Here is a 20,677-nt window from a genome sequence, read left to right as displayed (position 1 = left end):
CGCCTGGTCCGCAAATCGGAGCGGCTGTCACACCTCGCCGATAAGGTCACGACGGGGCGGATGGGGTGCTGGTGACAGTGCTTCACCTGCGAGGGGGGACGGGCCGGATGGCGGGCCGCCCGTTTCGGCCATGCCATGACGCGGGTCCCCGTGCTGACCGACCGGGAGTCGTATCGTGCCAAGAACCACGTTTCGCGCACTGACCGTCGTACTTGCCGCAGGGATGGCCATGGGCACCTCGCTGCCGGCCTTCGCGCTGTCCGGGCAGCGGCCGGCACGGCCGTCCCTCGACCAACTGGCCACGGGGGACCGGCCCTGTGATGCGGTCACGCCGACCGAGGTGCGGTTCTCCCCCACCCTGAGGGCCGTACTGAACGACCCCGACGGCGATCCGGTCAGCGCGCAGTTCGAAGTCACCTGGAACACCGAGGGCTCCACAGAGCCGAGTCGTCTGCGGGCCGCCACCACGTTCAAGGCCGACGGGTCGGCGTTCTCCTGGACGGTTCCGGACACGGTCCCGGAGGGACCGGTCAGCTGGCGGGTACGGGCCAAAGATGCCGATGGCTACGGCCCCTGGAGCGACTCGCTGCACCAGGGCCGGTGCCAGTACGTCAAGGACGGCCACGCACCAGCCGCGCCTCAGGTCACCTCGTCGGACATACCGCTCGGCAGCGACGAGTGGGTGGACGCCGTGGGGCGCTACCCGGCCTTCACCTTCGCCTCGGCCTCTCCCGACGTCACCGCGTATCGCTACGCCTTCGGTGTGGGGGCGGTCGCGGCCACCGCGCGACCGGACGAGCGCGGTGGGCCGGTGACCGTGCGGCTGACGCCGCCCTCCCCGGGAGTGACGACCCTGGAGGTCCAGTCGGTCGACGGGGCGGGGAACGTCAGCGAGCCCACCCGGTACACCATCCTGGTCGGCTCGCCCGCGGGCGACGTCGCCCGGTGGAAGCTGGACGACCCCGTGGGCTCCATGAGCGCCGAGGCGGCTGCCGGCGGGACGCCGGCCTGGTTGAAGGCGGGCGTCACCTTCGGCGCTGAGGGCCCGAGCGGCACGACCGCCGTGGGTGCCGCCGCGTTCGACGGCTCCTACGGCGCCGGTCTCGTGGCCGAGACCGGCGCCGCGGACTCCACCAAGACCTTCACCGTCAGCGCGTGGGTCCGTCCCGAAGAAACCGACCTGGGCATGACGGCGGTCAGCCAGACCGGCTTTCTGGCACCCTCCAACTTTTCTCTGGGCACGGCGCTCGGCGAGGACGGACAGCCCTCCTTCACCTTCTCCCTCCCCGGGACGGCCGGGGCGACCCGCATCACGGGCGGCTCCCCGATGCCGGGCGACTGGTCCCACCTCACCGGCGTCTACAACCCGGTGACCGGGACCGCGCAGCTCTACGTCGACGGCGCCCTCGCCGGATCCGGCGACGCCGCCGTCCCCGACGGCACTCAGGGATACCTGCAGATCGGGCGCGAAATGGAGGACGACGGCATCCACTGGACCGGCGCCTGGCACGGAGACATTGCCGATGTCCGCGTCTGGGACCGGATCGTGCTGCCCGACGAGATCGCCGATATCGGCCACCGCACACCGCAGCGCACTGGGTACTGGGCGATGAACACCGTGCGCACCGACGAGTCGTACATCGACACGCCGGATGCCGGCGGAAGCCAGAGCCTCATCCTCTCCGGCGACGCACACCTGGACACGACCGACCCACTGACCGGCGAGGGCAGCATCTCGCTCGACGGCGACGGTGACTACCTCGACAGCGACGGGCACCAGGTCGACACCGACCGGAGCTACACCGTCACGGCCCAGGTACGGCTGCACGAGTGGCTGCCCGAACAGGACATGGCGATCCTCGCCCAGGGCGGCGACGAGGCCGACGCCTTCACCCTGCGCTACCGGGGAAGCGACACCACCTGGGAAGCCGTCTTTGCCCATGCCGACACCGCCGAGGCACCGGCGACCAGGTTGACCGCTTTCTACGGCGAGGGAACGCACCACCTCGCGGTGCAGTACGACAGCAAGGCCGGCCAGGTCCGCCTCTTCGTCGACGGGACCCTCGCCGACAGCGCCCCGTACTCCGCGACCGACGCCTGGAATGCCTACCGAGCGCTCCAGGTCGGCCGGGACGGCGCGGGGCAGGGCGGGTCCCACCACCTCGACGGCGACGTGGACGAAGTACGCACCTATGCCGGCGTGTTGTCGCCGACGGAGATCCGCCGGCTCTGCGAACCGGGCGAGCACCCGGACCTGTAGAAAACGTGGCCCGCTCGCAGCGCCCCTGCGAGCCGGCCCCCCAGGGCGGCGGAGCCGTCACTGCGGCGGTGGCCACGGACTGGACTGCGGTTCGGCCGCGCGTACACCGACGGCACGGGAAGCGGCGGACGTTCTCCGGCTTCTTGTGCTGGGACTTCCCCATCAACATCAGCAGGGAGGCGCCCTGCTCTCCGAGGTGGGTGAGGGCGGAATGGCGGGCGAAGCGCTGCCCCTGCGGCTGATCGCCGGTCAGAGGGCCGGCGGGCAGATCCCTCTCACCCAGGACGACATGGCGGCGATCCTGGACGTGCCGCGACAAACCCGGCGCACCAGGACGTCATGGACCACGGAATCGTGCTGAAGCGCCGACCCGGCGTCTACCAGTTCAACCCGCCGTACTCGTACGTCGCGGGTTGAACTGGTCGCGCGGAGCCGAAGGCCGCTCCGAGTATGTGCAGGTGGACCAGCAGGACGCGTTGGAAGAGCTGCGGGCAGGCCCTGTTCTCGTATAGCTACCGCCAGGTGGTGTGTAGCGCTGAGTAACTACTTGGGGCTGCGGTCGCGCTGCTGGAGGGCGGCGAAGTCGGCGTGTGCCGTTTCGACGGCCTCCGGGTACGCCTGGGTCTTCTCGTGCTCGGCCAGCGCCCGATAGATGCTGGAGAGGCTGGGGCTCTGTCCCTTGCGGCGGCCAGTGGGGATGAGGAGGTCGGGCTGGATGTCCTCGACGGTCTCGCTGTTCGCGCGGCGGCGGAGCACGGTGTGCAGCATGTCGTCGGTGATGACCGGCGGTCGGCCGCCGTGCTTGCCCTTGCGGGCCGCGGCGTCCAGCCCTTCGAGGGTGGACTCCCGGATGTTCTCCCGTTCCGTCTCCGCCATTGCTGCGAAGAACCCGAACAGTAGGCGCCCCGGTCCGCTGGGGTCGTACATCCCCTGGAGAGGGCCGGCGAGCATTTCCAGGACCAGGCCGTGGGCGGTGAGGTGGTCGGCGAGCGCGGTCAGCTCCGCGGCGTCGCGTCCCAGACGCTTCATCTCGTTCACCGTGAAGATGACGCGGCAGTGCGGGGCGTGGGCCTTGATCTCCCTCGCGGCGGCGAGCGCGGCCTCGAACTGCGGGCGGACCCGCATCCGGGTGCTGATCTTCTCGGCGAAGATCTTGTCCCGTGGGATGCCGTGTCCGGCGAGCGCGTCGAGCTGCGACTGGAGTTCCTGGGTGAGGCTTGAGCACCGCGCGTACCCGATGCGGATGTCCGCGGTCGGGGTGTCGTGATCGACAGGCGCGGGCGCCGGGGTACCGGGCCGCCACGGCTGGCCGGGGCCGCGGTCGGCGGGGGTGGGCACGCGCAGGAGTTTCGCGAGCCGGGGCACCTTGGTGAAGCGGCCGGTGTGGTAGGTCCCGGCAACCGCGCCGGAACGCGAGCGGCAGGGTGAGCCTGGCTGAGCGTTACAGCGTGGGCAGGGGTGGCGCTCGACGTCGTCCGCTTCGGACATGAGTGCGATCAGAGGGTCCGTCATGACCCCGGATACTGTCACAAACATTTCCCAGAACACGCCTGGTTCCACTTTTGAGTGAGAACGAGTTGTGACAGTGAATCCGCGACCCGGACCGCTTCCGTCGACTGTTCTTGATCTTGCTCCGAGAAAGGGTCATTTGTGGGAATCGGGTTAGCCGCGGTTGGCCGCGAGCCAGTCACGGACTGTCTGCGCGTCCTGGAGTCGGCCAAGGCCGATGAGCACCTCTACCTGCAGGCTCAACACCTCACGCAGAGGCGAGAGAAAGAGAAGCGGGTGGGACCTCATCGGGATGAGCCTGCGGTAGATCTCCACTGCCTCGCTCGTGGCTCGCAACGCACCGGAGAGATCCTGCTCCCCCCTAAAACGCACTGAGGCTAAGACGTACAGCGAAATGGCGAGGTTGGGTTCGTAGGCGCCCGGGTTGCCTGCCGCCAGACGGCGGTACATCCTCACCGCCCGCTCGATGGCGGTCATGGCCTCCGCCCACCGCCCCAGCTTCGACAGATCGTCCCCGAGGTTGGACAGCGAAAGGGCGAGGTCGGGTTCGTAGGCCGCCGGGTCGACCGCCGCCAGACGCCTCCGGATCGCCACCGCCTGCTCGGTGGCGGTCAGGGCCTCCGCCTGCCGACCCGTCTCCGACAGCTGGACGCCGAGGTTGGACAGCGAAAGGGCGAGATTGGGTTCGTAGGCGTCCGGGTTGCCTGCCGCCAGCCGGCGGTACATCGCCACCGCCTGCTCGGTGGTGGTCAGGGCCTCCGCCTGCCGACCCGTCTCCGACAGCTGGACGCCTAGACTGGACAGCGAAATGGCGAGGTTGGGTTCGTAGGCGTCCGGGTTGCCTGCCGCCAGCCGACGGTACATCGCCACCGCCCGCTCGGCGGCGGTCACGGCCTCCGCCCGCCGCCCCAGCTTCCACAGATCGCCCCCGAGGTTGGACAGCGAGGCGGCGAGGTCGGGTTCGTAGGCGTCCGGGTTGCCTGCCGCCAGCCGGCGGTGAATCTCCACCGCCTGCTCGGTGGCGGTCAGGGCCTCCGCCCGCCGCCCCACCCTCGACAGATTGGCCCCGAGGTTGGACAGCGAAAGGGCGAGGTCGGGTTCGTAGGCCGCCGGGTCGACCGCCGCCAGACGCCTCCGGATCTCCACCGCCTGCTCGGTGGCGGTCAGGGTCTCCGCCCGCCGCCCCATCTCCGACAGATTGGCCCCGAGGTTGGACAGCGAAAGGGCGAGGTCGGATTCGTAGGCCGCCGGGTCGACCGCCGCCAGACGCCTCCGGATCTCCACCGCCTGCTCGGTGGCGGTCAGGGCCTCCGCCCGCCGCCCCATCTCCGACAGATTGGCCCCGAGGTTGGACAGCGAGGCGGCGAGGTCGGATTCGTAGGCGTCCGGGTTGCCTGCCGCCAGCCGGCGGTAAATCTCCACCGCCTGCTCGGTGGCGGTCAGGGCCTCCGCCCGCCGCCCCATCTCCGACAGATTGGCCCCGAGGTTGATCAGCGAGGCGGCGAGGTCGGATTCGTAGGCGGGGGTGGTTCGAGCGAGGCGTTGCCAGGCTGCGTGAGCGTCCTGCGCGGTTGTGAGGGCGTTGTCGCGGAGTCCGGCATGGGAAAGGGCCATGGCGAGGGCGTCGTTGGTGCGGGCGTGGATGAGGGGATCTTGTGTGGTGGCGAGACGGTGGCGGGCCAGGCGGGAGGTGATGGCGGCGACGCCGACGTCGAGGTCGGCGTGCCGGCCGGTGGGGAGGTGGGGCTCGATGGCTTCCAGAACGTTGACGTCGATGTGGTCGAGTCCGGCCAGGGCCGCGAGGGCGGCGCCGCCAGCGTGCAGGGCGAGTTCAGGATGTTTCGTGAGCAGGGGATAGAGCTGGCCGGTGGCGACATGGGGCCAGCGGCGGGCGGTTTCGATCAGCACGGTCAGGGTGTCGCGGGTCCAGGGTGCGGGCGCGTCGGTGCCGGTGCGGCCAAGGATGAGGCGTTGGGCAATCTGGTGGGCCCAGTCGTCGGTGACCGCTCCGGACACTGGGTGGGATGCGCTGGGATCGTCAGGGCTGGGCGGGGTGGTCAGACCGATGAAGTCTTCGCTGAGGCGGTCGGGGTACAGCGGTTCCAGGACCGTGTGGCTGTGGGCCGGGGGGTAGCAGCGCTGGTGGTCGTCAAGGAGGGTGTTGGCCGCTGCGTCGGTGTCGGCGAGCCCGGTGCGGTGCAGGACGTCCCAGCCGTGAGGGTCACGGGCCAGGGGCCGGGTGAAAGTGGCAGTCAGCACGGTGCGGCCCATCGCGGTCGGCCCGGTGGACAGTACTCGTGCCGGGGGCCGATGCAGCTCGCTCCAGTAGGAGCGTTCGCGTTTCAGGAGGTAAGCAGAGGCGCGGGCGGGGTCGGTGGGGGCATGGTCATCGTGGCGGCGGGCGTCGACGGCGGCCAGGGCCGCGATGTGGATGGTCAGGACCTGGGCGTAGTCATCGTCGGTGTCCAAGGTCGAGGGTGGACCGATACAGAGGGCCTGGTCGGTTGGCAGGCCGAGGTGGTCGGCAAAGCGGTCCCGGGCCCGCTGAAACAGTTCGGCGCGTGCCTGCGGGTCGGCGGCCAGGGGCGGCAGCAGGCGGGTACTGGCGCCGGCGTCGAGATGGTCGCCGATCCAGGTGTCAAGGCTGTCCCACCAGTCTCCGGCCGGGCGGGCCAGCAGCAGGACACGAACTGGGACGCTATTGCGGGTCAGGAGCGCTCCGCGCAGCAGTTGGCGCAGGTCGGCGGTGGGCCAGCGTTCGGCGTAGTCGGCCACCAGCAGGATTCCGACCCCGGTTTCGGGGGGTGGGGTGGAGGCGAGGGGGTCGGCGTCGGCCTCGTTGACGGCCGCCTGCCACACCGTCCAGCCCGCTTGGCGGCTGAGTTCGGCGAAGTGAGCAGCCAGGCGGGTCTTGCCCTGCCCGCCGGGACCGTGGACCAGCCGGATGGCTAACGGGTCGGCCGCCTCGTCGCGCCAGCGGGCCAGAGCATCGAGGTCGGTGCGGCGGCCTGTGAAGGGCACCACCTGATGCCCGGCCCGCAACAACCGGGAGGGCTGTGCGGCAAGTGCGCGGGCCCGGACCGGACGGGCCGCAGCGGGGAAATCCTCGATCCGGTAGCCAGGCTTCCAGTGGTAGACAAACTGGACGTGCTGGGTGCCGTGGTCACCGACCTGCAGTGCGGTCGGTCCGATGAAAGTGCTGCCGCGAACGCCGCCACCGGGGCCGGCGTCGGTCATGCTTCGGGGCCGAAGCGGACATCCTGCCGGTTGTTGTTCCCGGCCTGGAACGCGGTCGGCCCACTGAACGTGTTGTCGGACACCAGCGCACCGTCGCTAGCCGGCCCCGCCCCGGCCTGCTCCAGCAACTCCCTCAACTGGTCGGCGGCATGGGCGCGCTGCTCGTCGCCCAGGTTCCCCAGCAGGGTCTCGATGCGGGTCCGCCACACGGTCTCGTGGCGCTCCCGGACCAGCTCCACCGTACTGTCGTCTGCGGCCGCGAGCTCGGCCGCGCTGCTGTCCAGCCGCTCCACCTCTCGGCGCTCCCGCTCGGTGTCCCCCCGGCCGAACCATCGCGCCACCTGACCTCGCAGGCCGTTCCACGCATCGGTCCCCACCGCCTGCACCACGGCGGTGCCCCCCGCCGCTGCCAACGCCGTCAACGCCTCACTCAACATCCCCAACCCCCTGCTGTCACTGGCTGCCCGCGATTCGCACTATGACGCTAGGGCCCTAACGCCGGGTACACAGCGTCTTTACCCGAGAGACGCTCACCCGAGACGGTCAGGTTCCCGTCCCCACCGCGCTCCTGGGGAAGGACCCATCCTCCCTGCGACCCGACGGAAGTACCTCAGAGCGCTGCTGCGGCAGCCGGCTGCGGTTCTTGCGTCCGCTGGCCGGGGACAGCTCCGCCAGGACCGAGATCGAGGCGGCCGTCCATATCGAGCTCGAACCTGCCGTACGGATTCACGTGCGTCCAGAACAGCGGCGACAACGCCCGGCGGTCCGCGTCGGTGAGCTGGTCCGCCCACTTCGGATCGGCCAGCACCTCCTGCATCAGCAGCGTGTTGACGTGCACCAGCGCCGACTGGAGCAGGTGCAGCGCGAGCATGGACACCTCCTGGGACTCCTTGTCCGCACCGGCCAGGTCGCCATCCTTGCCGTAGAACAGGTCCTTGTTCGCGCTGTTCCAGTTCTCCACCACCTGCAACCCCTCGTGGATCTCCTGCCGCGTCTCGACGTCGGCCAGGTAGTCGCAGACGAACGAGGTCCTCACTGCCCGGCCCAGCTCCTCGATCGCCCGGTACGTCGGGTGTTTCGGCCCTCCCCGGGTGAACCGACGCAGGACCTGCTCGGCCTCGGCGGTACCCAGGCGCAGGGCGGTGGTGTACTTCACGATCTGGTCGTACTGCTGGGCAATCAGGTCCCAGTCGATCGTCTTGGTGGAGAGCACCGGGCCCAGGTTCGGCCACTGGTCGTCCTCCCCGGCCGCGGGTCGGTACAGCTTCGCCGAGCCGATGTTCTTCAGCCTCGGCATCAGTTTGAAGTCGAGCATGTGTGCGAAGGCGAACCCAACGATGGAGGCGCCGTGCGTGTCGGTGTACTGCCGGTCAACGACCATGTCGGTGCAGTGCCGCAGCACGCCCTCGATCACCGAGGCGACCTCGGATGCCGAACAGGACTTCAGCTGTGAGTAGATGCAGACGGACTTCCGCTCGACATGCCAGTAGATCATCACGCCGGGGCCCGAAGCGCGCGGGTTCGTGGATTCCTGGACGCGAACGGGGCGGAACCCGCGTCTGGTTGGAGCATGGAGGCCTCGGGTGGGGTGGGTTCGCGTCAGGCCAACCATGCTAGCCCCGCGCGTGGCCTCCTGCTGCTCGGCACCAGTTACGGTGCCGAGCAGCAGGAGCCGAGGCCTGCCCTACTGGTCCGCGCTGCGCCGTGACCACTTTCGCTGCCGGTCCCGGTGCGCGATCTTCCATTGCTTGTAGCGGAGTCGGCTCTCGAACAGGGCGACGGTGCGGCCGGATGCGCCGTGCGCCCGAATGATGCTCGCCCGCGCCCTGGCCAAGGCGAGGACCAGAGTCGCTAGGCTGCTGATCAACAGGATTGCCGCGATCAGCCAGATCGGCAGCCCTGATACAGACAGCTCGGAGATGAGCTTCAGCATGGCTCAGACTCCAGTCTCGTCGGCCACGGCGCCATGCTGGCACGCGGCGGGGTTCGCCGTCGTACGGTGCTTCTGCATCGCACGCAGGAACTTGCGCCGCACCCGTTCGCCAAACTGCTTCGGGTTCTTCGCCTGTGCCAGTAGCGCGGCGTCGTGCCAATCCGCGTTGGTGTTGCTGAACACGTACATGGCGACAGTGCGCGCCTCTTCGGGATTGAAGTCGACCAGCAGGGCATCCAGACATGGGTGATGTCCGAAAGGCTGGCTGTACATCGCGTGGTCCTCAACCGGATTGCGCCGGGTCGCGGTCCGCCGCCTGCTCATACCGCGTGTGCTTCTGGTCTTGCTCTCCGCGCCCGGATCGTCCAGGCAGTCGATGTGCCGATACTCCAGCTTTCGCGCATACAGCGGTAGAAGGTTGTTCCGCTCGGTCCTCACCTGCCGGTTGAGTGCAGCGATCACACGGTCGTTGTTGAACAGCTCGACTCCGTCCCACCTAATCCCCAGCAGGCCGTTCAGGACCGCCGAGCGCCTGTGAATGGTCAACTGCCACTTCTTGGCGAAGTCCATGGCCTTCTCCTCGTCGCCGTTCATGACGTAGGCGACCATCGCGTCGTGCGCCTCCTTGTAGGCATCGCAAGTGCCCACAGGAACCGGCCACTGGTTCGCAAGCGGTGCCAACTTGCCGTAGATGTACTCGCTCGGCAGCAGGGTGAGCGGCCGCTTGAACGGCAGCGTCCTGACCAAATCCGCCCGCATCAGGTTCTGACACCGCCGGACGAGCTGCACGGCTTCGGCCGGCACGGACGCTCCGATGATGAAGGGGACGCGATCGGAGCCGTAGTGCTTGCGCAGCGATGCGCTGTCGGGGATCACCACGAGCCGGGTCGCGACGCTGTCCGTCTGCAGTCCCGCCCGCCTGGCCACCGACCGGTGCTGCTGCATCGGACGGCCCATCAGCCACCGGAGCGCAGCCCGCGCCGCGCCTGTGCCCTTGGCCGCGGGCATCCCTTCATGCCGGACGGTGACCAGGACCGCGAGCCTGGTCTGGGACTTCGTCAACTTGTTGTGTGCCATCAGAGAACCCTTCGTTAGAGGTGCCTTCACTCCTTGAGGCCCCCGACCGGGGTCCAACGGCAACGCGAAGGAAAATGTGGCGCAGATCACATTTGGCCGGTGGGTGGACAGACCGTCGACGCCGGTCCCTGCCTGCGGAGCACATCAAGACGCCGCGCAAAGGAGCGCCGACGGGCTCGCGGTGCAGCTCGCCCCGGTGACCGCTCCACGCATTCCGTCACCCGGCGACCCGCATTTCATCGGTTGCCCTGTCATCGCCAGAGGCTGGACCGGCGTTCGGGGTGGGCGGTGTAGATGTACTTCATCGCGGTCTCGGCGGCGATGCCGAAGACGCGCATGAGGTGGACGGGGTCGGCGGTCTGGCGGGCTTCGTCGAGGATGCGATCCTGGCGGAGCTTGGACAGAGTCAGGCCGAGCGGCCGGAAGATGTCGTTCATGACCATGGTGGAGACGGGCGGTAGCCGGTCGTCGGCCACGGTCTGCTGACTGACCAGCAGGTAGAGGTTGGCCGTCAGGGGCCAGCGCCGGTGGCGGCCGCGGACCCAGTCGGCGGCGAGGGCGTGCGTGAGCTCATCCAGGTAGACGGTGTGCGGCAGGCCCCGCCGGACCGTCAGACGACCGCGAGCGAGGTCGAGATCGGCCAGGAGGAGGCAGCGGGTCTCACGTCGGCCGAGCCCGTGGATGGCGACGAGCGCGACGACGAGCTTGGCCATCGGTGTGCCGGCTCGGTCGATCAGGCCGCGGAGCCGGTCGGTGGGGATGGGGACGGGCAGGCGTTCGCTGGTGGACAGCGAGGTCCCGCGGGTGGGGTCGCGGAAGATCAGCCGTTCCTGCTTGAGGGCTTGGAAGAGGCTGCGCAGTGCGCTGAGGAGATCTCGGCCGGTCGGTCCGGGCCGCTGGGCGAGGGCGTCCCGGATGTCGTCCTTGGTGATCTCGCGCAGGCTGGTGACGCGGGTGGCCCAGTCCGTCAGGACCGGGTGGAGGTAGCCGAGGTACTTGCGGATCGTCTCGAACGGCATCGCGGGGTGTTCGCGGCGGCCTTCGCCGCGCAAGACAAGGACCCAGCTGCGGAGTTCGTCCGCGATGTCCTCGGGGAATGTCTGGATGCGCTGGTCGATGGCCCGCTGGTGGATGTCGACTTGCCGGGCGGGGTCGGGAACGACCAGACCGTGGCGGGTGAGGAACTGCAGGATCCGTCGTGCGCTGGTGCCGGGCCGGTCGGCGGGCAAGGACCGGATGTCAGCCTCGTGGATGAGGGCGTCGGCGCCGAGGCGGGCCAGCAGGATGCGGAGGCTGCGGGCGGCGAGACGCCATACTTGTTCGTCCCAGCCCTGCTGTTTCGCGTGGTGCCGGAAGTCGTCGAGCAGGGCTTCGGCGGCAGGGGTGAGGGAAGGCAGGCGGTCCAGCTCGCCGACGGTGATGCAGGTCCAGTCGCGCCGGGCGTCGAACAGCGCGGTCTGGGCCGGGTTGACCAGGTGCGGCGAGATGGATGGTGCGGGCGGGCGCGCGGCGGCGGCTCGTTGCCGGGCCCTGTGATGCGGTGCGTCGTAGCCGAGAGCCCCAGGGCGGATTGCCAGCCTTGGTGCGAGGTCACCGCCGAACCACAGTTGGGTCCATGTCTCTTTTCGTGCGTCGGGGCCGTGCTGATCGATGTGGAGACAGCAGGCCCGGCAGATGCCGTTCAGCAGCGGGACGCTTCGGCGTCCGCAGCGACCGCAGTCGCCGACCGGGTGCCTGCCTGGCCACGTGCTCCAGCTGCTGCAGCCCGAGCAGACAGAGCGAAAGCCCCAGCAGTCGCAGTGCCGGCAGCTGCGGTGCAGCTTGGGCGGGATGATGGGCCGACGGCGAAGGCGGGGGCGGAGAAGACCGGCCTCGCGCAGGATGTCGGCGACCGCGTTCTGGCTGCGGGGCAGATCGTCGAGGACTTCCTCGGCGACCAGGTCCTCGCCGTCGGAGTCCCGGACGGCCAGGGCCAGCCGGATCATCCAGCAGGCCGCCCGCCACCACGCCTTGCTGAAGCCCTGCTCAGCGGCCTGGGCGATGGCGATGGCCTGCAGGCGGTCGTAGTCGGCGAAGTCCCGGTCGCGGATGCGCCGGACATGCTCCTGGGCGAGGTGTCGACGCGGGCGGAACAGGAGGAGCTGGCCGCTTACGGCCGGTGGGCACACGCGCGGGTCGTCGCTCGGCTCGGCCGACGCGATCCGCTGACGGTCCAGCCAGGACCGCGGCCGGCTCGCGTCGCGCGGCCGCCCTTTCAGCGGGCGGTCGATCGGCTGTGACCTGGGCAGACGGATGCCGGGCAGGATCAGCGCGAGCTGGCACGGCCGCCCGGCGACAGGGTCGGCAATCCATTCGGCGTCGAAAGTCCGGATGACCTGCAGACACAGACGGCACAGCCCATCGGTGTTGAGGTGGCCGGCGTGCCCGCAGCGGCGACAGGGTGCCTGCTCGGGATGCAGATGCCGCCAGGACGAGCAGGCGGTGCAGTCGGCGTACTGCGGCTTCTCGCCCCAGCCCAGGCAGATCCGGCACTGCCCGACGGGCCATGTCTTCCGTCGCGCCACGGCGTCAGTTCGGCGGCAGCGACCGGCGCGAGCGGCCCTGGCCCTTGCGTGGGATCGGTCGGACCGGTCGGACCGCTCCATCCTCGGCCCCCACCGCCCGTTTGCCGGTTTCCCGCTCGTCTCCGTCGGCGGCGGCCAGCGGCTCGGCCTCCAGCAGGTCGGCGACCGTGCAGTTCAGCGCGGCGCACATCTTGTCCAGGTCGTCCAGCCTCACCGAGATCGGCTTGCCGCCCCACAGGGCGGCGACCTTGCTCAACGACGGGTTGAAGCCGACCTGTTGGAACGCGGCCAGTAGGTCGCTGGGCCGCCAGATGTCACGCTTGGCCGCTGCCCAGCGCAGATTCCACTTCACCGCAGATTCCCCTTGTCCATCACCAGTCGCTGCACGGCCCGCCCGGAGGCGGCCAGGCTCGCCACCTCAGGATCCGCGTGAGCGGTCGCGAGGTACGAAACCGTGGTCGTTGGCCGGTCGTGTCCGAGCATTTTCTGCACCTCCCACAGCGACATCCCGCGCTCATAGTTGTGGGTCGCGCAAGCATGTCTTAGCAGGTGGGGGTGAAGATGGGTGACCGGGCCGGTGAGGAACCGCTGCCCGGCCGTCTTCAGCGCCTTGCGGAAGGTCGACGGCGTCACCGCGATGCCCGGCGTCGGCACGTTCAGCGCCGCGACCGCCGGCGGCAGGCGTTCGGAAGGGAACAACGGTGCCCTCGGGTCCTCCGGGTCGTCGCTGAACTCGCCCCGGACCTCCTCGATGTACCACCACAGGAGGTCGCGGCCCTCCTGGAACAGGTATGCCTCCCGCTGCCGGGGACCGGAACCGTGGGCGCCTTTGCCGTTGACGAGGAAGCGGCCCCACTGCCCGGACTCCCAGTGGACGTCTCCGATGCACACGCCGCACAGTTCGGCGGCCCGCACTCCAGAGATGTAGGTGAGCTTGCCCATCACGTAGTCGCGGCGGGCGATGACGGGCTTACGCGCGTCTTCCAACGAGTTGCGCCAACCGGCGAAGAACTCCCGGGTGGCCCGGTGTGACGGTGGCACCCGCAGCCCGAAGTCCCCGCGGTGCTTCGGCCGGTTGAACGGGTCGATGGGCGACTCGACAGCCGCCCCGAACCGGCGGGCGATCTCTCCGGCATAGCGCTGTTCGAGGAACGCGAAGTAGTGGTCGATCTGATTCATCTTCTGCCGGACCGTGGAGCGGCCGCGCTTGCCCGGCCCGGCGAAGTACCGGTCGACCTGCCGAGGGGTGAGCCGCCATGGCACCAGGCCGTAGTGCTGGCAGATCTCGATGACCGGCTTGACCAGCCGGTCCAGCGTCGTGACCGCCAGCCCGGCCGCGTCCCGGGCCCACTGGTACTCGGCGACGGTGTCCAGGAAGAACGACTCCTCGTCCCCATCGGTGAGGGCGGCCGACTGGCGCCGCTGCAGCGTGACGATGTCGGCCAGGTCCGGCTCCAGCACCGGCTCCTCGGTAGGGTCCTCGGCGTCGCCACCCCCGCGGGGCCGTACGACGGACAGCAGGCGTGTCCTGGAATCCACCACAGCACGGCAGATTACACGAATCTCTCCATGAATCCTGGTGAAACTGGCGGAATCCCGTACGGCTGGCGTTCGGACTGCGGTTGGTGGTTGAGCTGCTGAGATGCGGCTACGCGGCGAGGGAGAGCTCCGGGGAACCCGCTCCTACTCCAGTTCGGTAGCGCTGGTGCCACTCGGTCATCAGGTTGCTGGACCATGCGCCGAACTTGCGGCTGTCGGAGGCGCACGCAGTGCCCGTGCCCCACCACATCTCATCGCGGACGGCGAAGGTGGCGTTCACCAGCTTGCGCAAGGCCGCGCGCATGTTGGCGCGGTTGACGAAGAGGTGCCGCACCCGCCGCAGCGTCGCCTCCGACTCGCCGTGCTTGCCCGTCACCGCGACCCGCTTGATCCCCATGTTCGTGCCCAGACCGAACAGGACCAGCAGCAGCCGGCGCCGCAGCACATCCTTGGACAGCATCTCTCTGGTGGCGACCGAGGTGAACTCGGCGATGAAGTCCGTGTCGAACTCGGCGTATTTCAGGATGTCCAGCAGGTCGATGGTGCCCCAGCGCCGCTCGATCTCGCCCTTGATGGCCACCAGGCTCTCGGGCTCCTCCAGCTTGTCGCGTGGGGAGACCCTGATCCACGGCTCGCCGTGCTTCTTGACGATCGCCACCCCGCCGGTCGTGCCCTCCGCCAGCGCCTGCTCGAAGCGGTCCAGCGAGGTGCGGAGCTTGCCTTGCAGGGCGGCGATGAACTCCCCGGCGTCCTGCGGCTGGCCCAGCGCGGCGTAGTGCACGTCCCGGTTGTCCTCGAAGTCCGCCGGCAGGTCGTCCTCCGGGTTACGCCACCGGTTCGCCCCCACCACCCAAATCTCCCGGCGCCGCACCGCGTCCCGCAAAGCGACCAGCACGCACAGCTCGTACGGGATGCGCTCGACACGGCCCTTGTCGTCCACCACCGCCGCCCGCCAGTGCTCGGGCACCACCCCCGCGAGCGGCACGCTCTCCGCCGGATCGAAGAACGCGCCCTCCTTCAGCGGCTGGTCCAGGTAGCGCTGGAGCAGATCGATAGCGTCCATCACCGGCCGGTAGGCAGTGTTGTTGCACTTCAGCTCCAGCGCGCCCAGCAGCGGCGAGAGCATCCGGCGCCAGTGCGCCGAGTACGACGACCGCAGCACCGTGCGGACCCTCGCCTTGTAGCGGGCCTCGTTCGCCGCGGCCTCCGCTGCCAGCGCCTTCAGCGTCTTCTCCCCGCCGACCACCGGATAGATCACCCGCCGCACGGTGCCGGACGGCTCGGACAGCGCCGCCTCCGCGACCCGCAGCAGCATCCCCTCCTTGCCCCGGACCTTCTTCAGCTCGGCGTTCAGCTCCTTGTCGACCTTCCGCTCCGCCCGGGTGTTGATCTTCAGCACGAGCTGGATGAACAGGTCCACCAGCGAGTCGGTGATCTCCGTCTGCCGCACATGACACAGCGCGGCCAGTAGCGTCAGGCGCCGCGGCGGCTTCATCCGCTCCAGGTTCGCCGGGTACTCCTTCGACGCCCGCGCCCGCCACGCGTCCACCAGCTTCTCCGACACGTCCGCGAACAAGTCCGCGGGCAGCTCCAGCCGCCGCACCCGCTGAAGCTTGTTCACCTCCGCCAGCAGGCTCTCCAGGCCCGGCGCCCCCGGGTCGGCCTTCAGCTCGGCGAAGTGCGAACGCCCGCCGGCCGACACCGCATCATGGCCGTCCGCTCCCTCGCCCGTCTCGTCGTGGCTGCCGGCGACCAGGTCCTCCAGGCGCGACCGCGTCGCGTGTGAGATCCGCTCCATCCTGCTGCGGCAGAACTGGGCCTCGAAGTCCTTGACCGCCTTGCCCACCAGCCGCCCGACCCGGCCTGGGGCCGGCGGCTCGATGTGGTCGTTACGGCAGCGTGCCACCACCGCTGCCGCCAGCCGATCCCGCGACAGCTCCACCGGACACAGCTCAGCGGCCAGCCACTCGGCCAGCCGCTCCTGGTCCTCCTCGGTGTTCGCCCGGAACCCATACGCCTCCCGGATCTCCTTGCGGTGCCGCTTGATCCGGTCGCCCTGCCAGTCGTAGGCGTCCCACGCCTCGGCGGGGACCTTCACCTGCTGGGCCACGTACTCCACCGCCGCCGCGGGCATCTCCTTGGCGGACTCCGGGAACCGGGCCTCCACCTCGAAGAACTTGAGCAACAGCGCAAATCCCAACCGGGTCGCCCCGGACTTGTTCCGTACCTTCTTCATGTCGTCTTCGAGCAGCGTCCAGACCTCGATCAGGTCTTCCGGCTCCCAGTCCTGCCGCATGCGCCCCATCCTTCGCCGTCACTCGTTCAGCTCAACGAGGCGACCCAGGCGGGGAAACGAGGGGCTACGGAAGTTACTCAGTGCTACACGCCACTTGGCGGTAGCTATACGAGAACAGGGCCGGGCAGGAAGCCTGTCGGAACTGGTGCGCCACCCGTCGCTGCAGCACATGCGCGAGGCGATCGACGAGCTCCGCAAGGAACGCGCCGCGAAGCGACGGGAACGACGCAAGCGGTTCGACGCACAAGAGGAGAAGGAGCAGGGGGCATGTTATTCACACCGGTCAACGGCGAAGGCGTCGTCGCGGCCCTGGACCTCCCCCAGCCTGCCTACCGCGTGCTGCTCACCCTGCGCTCCCGCAGCGAGTCCGGCGGCCGCGTGGAGATGGGCCAGAACCAGATCGCGGCCCTGCCGGGACTGAGCCGCCCCAGCGTCACCTCCGGCCTCCGCGACCTGATACTCGCCCGCCTGGTCACCAAGCAGCGCAACGGCCTCTACCGGATCAACGCGACGCTCGCCGGATACGAGTCACCCGCCGCGGCGCAGCGCGCCATCGATGACATGCCCGTCGAGGACCGCCTGGACGACCCGGAGTTTGTCACCCGGTTCCACCAGGCCGTCGAGCACTACCGCGAGCAGCTCGCCCTCGAACGGCGTAAGAAACTTCGTGTCGCTTGAACCCACTCGACCAACGCACAGGTGCTGCCCCCGGGCAGGTCGCAAGCCGTGTTACCCGTGAGGGCAAGAGATGCTCACCACCAGGAACCTCGTCGCATGTTCAGCAAGCGCCTGCCAGTGAGATCCCGGTCAGCGGCGAGCAGGAAGGCCACCGGCGAGGTCGCGATCTCCTGGCGTCGAGTCATGAATTTGCTGGCGACGTAGGGCACGAGCGTTATGGCCGCTGCTGTTCCGGCGACCGTGAACTGACCGCCTGCAGCAGCCAGACCTCCGAGAATGGTGCCAGAGGCGGCATTAATATCGATCCTCAAGCCCATTGCGCCAGGTGAACCAGGTTGTTCTGGTCCTCCAGACCAATCCGCATCCGGATGCAGCGCACATCGGCAGCGTCTGCTGCACCCGGGAGGCCGGCTTGCTGCACGAGCCGTACCTGTGTGCCGATCGGGCCGTGCGAATGATGCGCTGCCTCCCGAGCCACCATGCAGCCGTGCAGCACGAGCAGCGGGAGGGCAGCAGGCGGCTGCTACGCCTCGATGAAGGCCACGACCACCACGGTCTTCAGGGCCGTCACCCAATACAGGATCCGGACGCGCTCGACTTCGTCGGCGTACTGGCGCAGCCGGGGGCCGGCGGCGGTCCCGGGGAGCGGCTCTCCGGCGTCGGGGTCGACGGAGATGACGACCAGGGCGCGGTCCAGGGCGTGGATGTCGGCCTCGCTGGTCAGGTTCTCCATCTGCTTCGCGGCGGAGTCGGAGAACGTGATCCGGGCGCGGCGTCGGCGGTGCTGCCTGGGCATCAGGCGACGGCCGGGCGCTGGGCGGCGAGACGGGTGAGGTGGGTCTCGCGTAGTTCCTCCCACGGCGTGCACTGCTCGGGGTCGGGCAGACCGTTGGTGGCGATGTCCTCCAGGACGGCGGCGAACCGGTCGGCGTCGGCACGGGCCTTGGCCGCGTACGCGCGCACCGCGTCGGCGGCTGCGGGCTCCAGCTGCCGGGCGGCGGTGTCGGCGGGGGCCGGCTGTTCGCTCATCGAGGGCTCCAGAGGGCAGAACTGGCGTGTCTCACCACGGTATCGCCGGGCAGGCGGGCCCGGGAGCACTCTGTGGGAACCCGGCCCGTAAGTACGCTCCGTGCTCCTCACATGTGCGCGGGAGGTCGGGCACTGGCAGGCGGTGACTGTGAGTCACGCTCGCTCGAGGCCTCGTTTGCACCAGGCGGGTTCGCGCCGTCCTGGCGCAGCTGTACGTGGTGAGGCGTACCGGGGTCCCGGTAGTGCGCCTCGCGCCCCTGGTTCAGCGGCGGGTCGGATGGGCGCAGCGTACGTTTCCGGAGGTGATTGCTTTCCGGGGCAGGGTGAGGCCGAAGGCCCGTTCCAGGCCTTCGAAGAAGAGCGCGATGTTGTCCGGCCAGTTGTTTGCCTTCTCCGCGATGCGGAGGTGCAGGTTGAGGAAGGACAGTGGTGCTTCCGGGGCGAACGGCGCCTCGCCCGGGGTGTACCAGATGAGCTCGTACATGTCCCGCCGGTCTTCGGCGCCGTCCTCGATCGGGAAGGGGTTCTGGTACACGCCGTCCTCGAAGTAGCTGAAGGCGTAGATGCCTTTGGCCATGGTCGCGCTGAGCGTGATCCGCTGCTCGGGAGGCGGGTCGAGGGAGCGCGAGAAGGCGTGGTCGACGTCGTGGTAGCCCAGCCACGTCCAGCCGTTCTCCTCCCCGAAGGCCAGCACGCGGGTGAGGTCGTCGGTGCCCTCCCGTGCGTCCCGCTCCTCGACCTGGTGGAGCAGCAGCCCGTCGGCGATATCTTGCGGGTCGGCCCCGTAGGCGAGGGCGACATCCTCGGCGGTCGGCCCTTTGATGAACACGAGTTTCGTGAAGGGTTCTTGGCACCGCCAGCTGCCGGCGATCCATGCCATGCCGTCGCCCACCGGGCCTTGGCGGGCGAGGAACTCCTCGAACGCGGCCGCCTGCTTCGGGGGCATGTAGCCCTGGCGGGCGGTGCGCGCCCTGTCCTCCAGCCAGTCGAGCTCTGCCACGGACCTCAGCTCGGCCACGACCACTCGGTCCCGCACGAAGGTCATCCGCCCCCCGTCGGCGTGTACGTACCGGATGTACGGGGCCTGCGGGTCCGGGCCGAACGGGTGGCCCTGCCCCGATCTGGATCTGGGCCGGTGTCGTGCTCCGTCGCGGGCCCGTTGGGCAAAGTGTTCCAGCTCGGCGAGTTCCGCCGCGGGGAGGAGCACACTCGTTGGCTCGCCGCCCTCGACGACACACACCCGCTTGCCGGTCTCCTCGACGCGACGGACGAGACCCGCGAAGTCCGCTAGGGCGTCGCTCAGTTCAACGTTGTCCATACGAGGGGACATTATCGGCGGAGATGCGCCGGCCGGGCCGGGGGCGGGTTCTGAACCGCCACTACACTACAGAGCGTCACCGTTGTGCGGTCTGACTCGCCACCAAGCGGCCAACGGAGCCGCCAGCAAGAAATCCACGAAACACGGCCACCTGGGGCTTCGAATCCCCAGCCTCGCCAACCAACGATCAAAGCCACACCCGGAGAGCCTGCGGGCAGTCGCCCGGTGGTGGGGCCGCGGCCCGCGACTCCCAGACGCGGGCGGAGTGGGCGGCGCGGACCCGGGGAGGTGAGCAGCGCGACGGAGCGCCGGATGTCCTCCATCGCCGCGCGCAGCCCAGCCGTGATCTTACGGGCCTGTCTGCGGTGAGCGGCGGCCACGCGGGTTCGACGACGGCGTCCTGATCCTGGTCGCGGGTTCCCACGACTCCATCGTCCTCCGGGCCGGCGGCCGGGGCAGGGCGTGCGGAGGAACCGGCGCGACCTCTGTCTCACACCCTCACAGCCTCATAGCTCACCCGATTCTGCCTGGGGAAACGCCCTGTAAGGCTCATGGACCTCACAGGGCAGGACTGTGCGTGACACCGGTGCCGGTCTTCGCGGATCAAGTCGTCTCGCCTACGGTCACCTTCATGAGTAGCGACGGCGTAGTGGTGGATGAGGCGGTCCGTGCGGCGTGGGACACCTACAGGGTCTTGGAGAAGCGGACGCCCGCCAAGGAGCGCCAGGAGGCGCAGCAGCGAGTGAAGGCCGCGATCGACTCCGTCGGGCGTGAGGAAGTCTCCCGGGGCACGGTGTTCCTGGTGGGGGTGCTGACCGGGTACCTGATCGCTGAGCCGCCCGGGGGCGGGGAGCAGCTCGATCCGCTCAATGACCTCATCCCTGCCGTGATCCGTCGGCTGCCCTCATTCGAGATGGCCGACCCGGAGCAGGTGCCGATGGTGACCGGAGTCCTCATGGCCGCCGCCATGGGCATGGACACCGTGGCCTGGCGCGACCGGTTCGGAACGATCGAGCCGAAGGAGGCCATGGTCCACGGCTTCGTGCTGTGGCTGCTCGCCGACCTGTTCGACTCCCTGGCCGACAAGCCGGGAACCATCGACGAGCTGATGCGCGAGACCTTCGAGTCCATGGGCACCTCGGAGGGCTGACGGAGCACGAACGGTGATCGCGGATCGTCGCGGCGCAGGGCAACGTACGACATGCGCGCGGCCGTCAGCCTGGTCGTCGCCCTCGGG

General features: G+C 69.3%; 17 protein-coding genes and 1 pseudogene. 3 read left to right on the top strand and 15 right to left on the bottom strand.

Features of this window, described 5'->3' with window-relative positions:
- Positions 1 to 175: 175 nt before the first annotated feature.
- Positions 176 to 2,260, top strand: a complete 2,085-nt coding sequence (locus OG912_RS37720; protein WP_327713286.1) for a LamG domain-containing protein — start codon at positions 176 to 178, stop codon at positions 2,258 to 2,260.
- Positions 2,261 to 2,378: 118 nt separating this feature from the next.
- On the opposite strand, the pseudogene OG912_RS37715 reads toward OG912_RS37720, so the two are convergent.
- From OG912_RS37715 to OG912_RS37665, 11 genes and pseudogenes are all read right to left on the bottom strand, one after another.
- A pseudogene (locus OG912_RS37715) lies at positions 2,379 to 2,480 on the bottom strand (site-specific integrase); the annotation flags it as partial.
- Between the two features lie 323 nt (positions 2,481 to 2,803).
- Positions 2,804 to 3,772 (bottom strand): recombinase family protein, encoded by a 969-nt coding sequence (locus OG912_RS37710; RefSeq protein WP_327713285.1) that lies wholly within the window; start codon positions 3,770 to 3,772, stop codon positions 2,804 to 2,806.
- A gap of 150 nt (positions 3,773 to 3,922) precedes the next feature.
- Complete coding sequence (locus tag OG912_RS37705) at positions 3,923 to 7,006, bottom strand: tetratricopeptide repeat protein (RefSeq protein ID WP_327713284.1); 3,084 nt, start codon at positions 7,004 to 7,006, stop codon at positions 3,923 to 3,925.
- Positions 7,003 to 7,428, bottom strand: coding sequence for a hypothetical protein (locus OG912_RS37700; RefSeq protein ID WP_327713283.1), 426 nt, complete (start codon positions 7,426 to 7,428; stop codon positions 7,003 to 7,005). Before OG912_RS37700 ends, OG912_RS37705 begins: the two co-directional genes overlap by 4 nt.
- A gap of 188 nt (positions 7,429 to 7,616) precedes the next feature.
- Positions 7,617 to 8,618: a Tn3 family transposase gene (locus OG912_RS37695; RefSeq protein WP_327713773.1), complete on the bottom strand. Its 1,002-nt coding sequence runs from the start codon at positions 8,616 to 8,618 to the stop codon at positions 7,617 to 7,619.
- A gap of 72 nt (positions 8,619 to 8,690) precedes the next feature.
- The gene (locus tag OG912_RS37690; protein WP_327713282.1) at positions 8,691 to 8,939 is read right to left on the bottom strand and encodes a hypothetical protein; all 249 of its coding nucleotides are present in this window, start codon (positions 8,937 to 8,939) and stop codon (positions 8,691 to 8,693) included.
- A 3-nt stretch (positions 8,940 to 8,942) separates the two neighbouring features.
- Positions 8,943 to 10,016: a hypothetical protein gene (locus tag OG912_RS37685; protein WP_327713281.1), complete on the bottom strand. Its 1,074-nt coding sequence runs from the start codon at positions 10,014 to 10,016 to the stop codon at positions 8,943 to 8,945.
- A gap of 251 nt (positions 10,017 to 10,267) precedes the next feature.
- Positions 10,268 to 12,580: a hypothetical protein gene (locus OG912_RS37680; RefSeq protein WP_327713280.1), complete on the bottom strand. Its 2,313-nt coding sequence runs from the start codon at positions 12,578 to 12,580 to the stop codon at positions 10,268 to 10,270.
- 4 nt (positions 12,581 to 12,584) lie between these two features.
- Positions 12,585 to 12,932, bottom strand: coding sequence for a helix-turn-helix domain-containing protein (locus tag OG912_RS37675; protein ID WP_327713279.1), 348 nt, complete (start codon positions 12,930 to 12,932; stop codon positions 12,585 to 12,587).
- On the bottom strand, positions 12,929 to 14,098 hold the full coding sequence (locus OG912_RS37670; RefSeq protein WP_443061122.1) for a tyrosine-type recombinase/integrase: 1,170 nt from the start codon (positions 14,096 to 14,098) through the stop codon (positions 12,929 to 12,931). The genes OG912_RS37675 and OG912_RS37670 overlap by 4 nt, the downstream gene beginning before the upstream one ends.
- A gap of 130 nt (positions 14,099 to 14,228) precedes the next feature.
- Entirely contained in the window at positions 14,229 to 16,415 is a 2,187-nt protein-coding gene (locus OG912_RS37665) for a DUF4158 domain-containing protein (protein WP_327713278.1), read from the bottom strand.
- 267 nt (positions 16,416 to 16,682) lie between these two features.
- On the opposite strand from OG912_RS37665, the gene OG912_RS37660 reads away from it, so the two are divergent.
- Positions 16,683 to 17,093, top strand: coding sequence for a MarR family transcriptional regulator (locus OG912_RS37660; RefSeq protein ID WP_327713277.1), 411 nt, complete (start codon positions 16,683 to 16,685; stop codon positions 17,091 to 17,093).
- Between the two features lie 74 nt (positions 17,094 to 17,167).
- Here OG912_RS37660 and OG912_RS37655 read toward each other — a convergent pair whose 3' ends face one another.
- From OG912_RS37655 to OG912_RS37640, 4 genes are all read right to left on the bottom strand, one after another.
- Entirely contained in the window at positions 17,168 to 17,410 is a 243-nt protein-coding gene (locus OG912_RS37655) for a hypothetical protein (protein ID WP_327713276.1), read from the bottom strand.
- A gap of 206 nt (positions 17,411 to 17,616) precedes the next feature.
- The gene (locus OG912_RS37650; RefSeq protein WP_327713275.1) at positions 17,617 to 17,889 is read right to left on the bottom strand and encodes a hypothetical protein; all 273 of its coding nucleotides are present in this window, start codon (positions 17,887 to 17,889) and stop codon (positions 17,617 to 17,619) included.
- Positions 17,889 to 18,122 carry a hypothetical protein gene (locus OG912_RS37645; protein WP_327713274.1) on the bottom strand — a complete coding sequence of 78 codons (234 nt, stop codon included), beginning with the start codon at positions 18,120 to 18,122 and terminating at the stop codon, positions 17,889 to 17,891. Before OG912_RS37645 ends, OG912_RS37650 begins: the two co-directional genes overlap by 1 nt.
- A 262-nt stretch (positions 18,123 to 18,384) precedes the next feature.
- The gene (locus OG912_RS37640; RefSeq protein ID WP_327713273.1) at positions 18,385 to 19,440 is read right to left on the bottom strand and encodes a type II toxin-antitoxin system prevent-host-death family antitoxin; all 1,056 of its coding nucleotides are present in this window, start codon (positions 19,438 to 19,440) and stop codon (positions 18,385 to 18,387) included.
- 631 nt (positions 19,441 to 20,071) lie between these two features.
- On the opposite strand from OG912_RS37640, the gene OG912_RS37635 reads away from it, so the two are divergent.
- Positions 20,072 to 20,590 (top strand): hypothetical protein, encoded by a 519-nt coding sequence (locus OG912_RS37635; protein ID WP_327713272.1) that lies wholly within the window; start codon positions 20,072 to 20,074, stop codon positions 20,588 to 20,590.
- The last annotated feature ends 87 nt before the right edge of the window (positions 20,591 to 20,677 follow it).

The organism is Streptomyces sp. NBC_00464 (genome assembly GCF_036013915.1).
Classification (GTDB): domain Bacteria; phylum Actinomycetota; class Actinomycetes; order Streptomycetales; family Streptomycetaceae; genus Streptomyces.
The sequence above is the reverse complement of the archived record's forward strand: the minus strand, read 5'-3'. Positions and strand labels throughout refer to the sequence as shown.

What these genes read in the sequence shown, in the direction of transcription:
- OG912_RS37710 (WP_327713285.1), bottom strand. Translation starts at nt 3,772, where the DNA reads ATGACGGACCCTCTGATCGCACTCATGTCCGAAGCGGACGACGTCGAG.
- OG912_RS37705 (WP_327713284.1), bottom strand. Translation starts at nt 7,006, where the DNA reads ATGACCGACGCCGGCCCCGGTGGCGGCGTTCGCGGCAGCACTTTCATC.
- OG912_RS37695 (WP_327713773.1), bottom strand. Translation starts at nt 8,618, where the DNA reads ATGGTTGGCCTGACGCGAACCCACCCCACCCGAGGCCTCCATGCTCCA.
- OG912_RS37690 (WP_327713282.1), bottom strand. Translation starts at nt 8,939, where the DNA reads ATGCTGAAGCTCATCTCCGAGCTGTCTGTATCAGGGCTGCCGATCTGG.
- OG912_RS37685 (WP_327713281.1), bottom strand. Translation starts at nt 10,016, where the DNA reads ATGGCACACAACAAGTTGACGAAGTCCCAGACCAGGCTCGCGGTCCTG.
- OG912_RS37665 (WP_327713278.1), bottom strand. Translation starts at nt 16,415, where the DNA reads ATGCGGCAGGACTGGGAGCCGGAAGACCTGATCGAGGTCTGGACGCTG.
- OG912_RS37660 (WP_327713277.1), top strand. Translation starts at nt 16,683, where the DNA reads ATGTTATTCACACCGGTCAACGGCGAAGGCGTCGTCGCGGCCCTGGAC.
- OG912_RS37655 (WP_327713276.1), bottom strand. Translation starts at nt 17,410, where the DNA reads ATGGGCTTGAGGATCGATATTAATGCCGCCTCTGGCACCATTCTCGGA.
- OG912_RS37650 (WP_327713275.1), bottom strand. Translation starts at nt 17,889, where the DNA reads ATGCCCAGGCAGCACCGCCGACGCCGCGCCCGGATCACGTTCTCCGAC.
- OG912_RS37645 (WP_327713274.1), bottom strand. Translation starts at nt 18,122, where the DNA reads ATGAGCGAACAGCCGGCCCCCGCCGACACCGCCGCCCGGCAGCTGGAG.
- OG912_RS37640 (WP_327713273.1), bottom strand. Translation starts at nt 19,440, where the DNA reads ATGGACAACGTTGAACTGAGCGACGCCCTAGCGGACTTCGCGGGTCTC.
- OG912_RS37635 (WP_327713272.1), top strand. Translation starts at nt 20,072, where the DNA reads ATGAGTAGCGACGGCGTAGTGGTGGATGAGGCGGTCCGTGCGGCGTGG.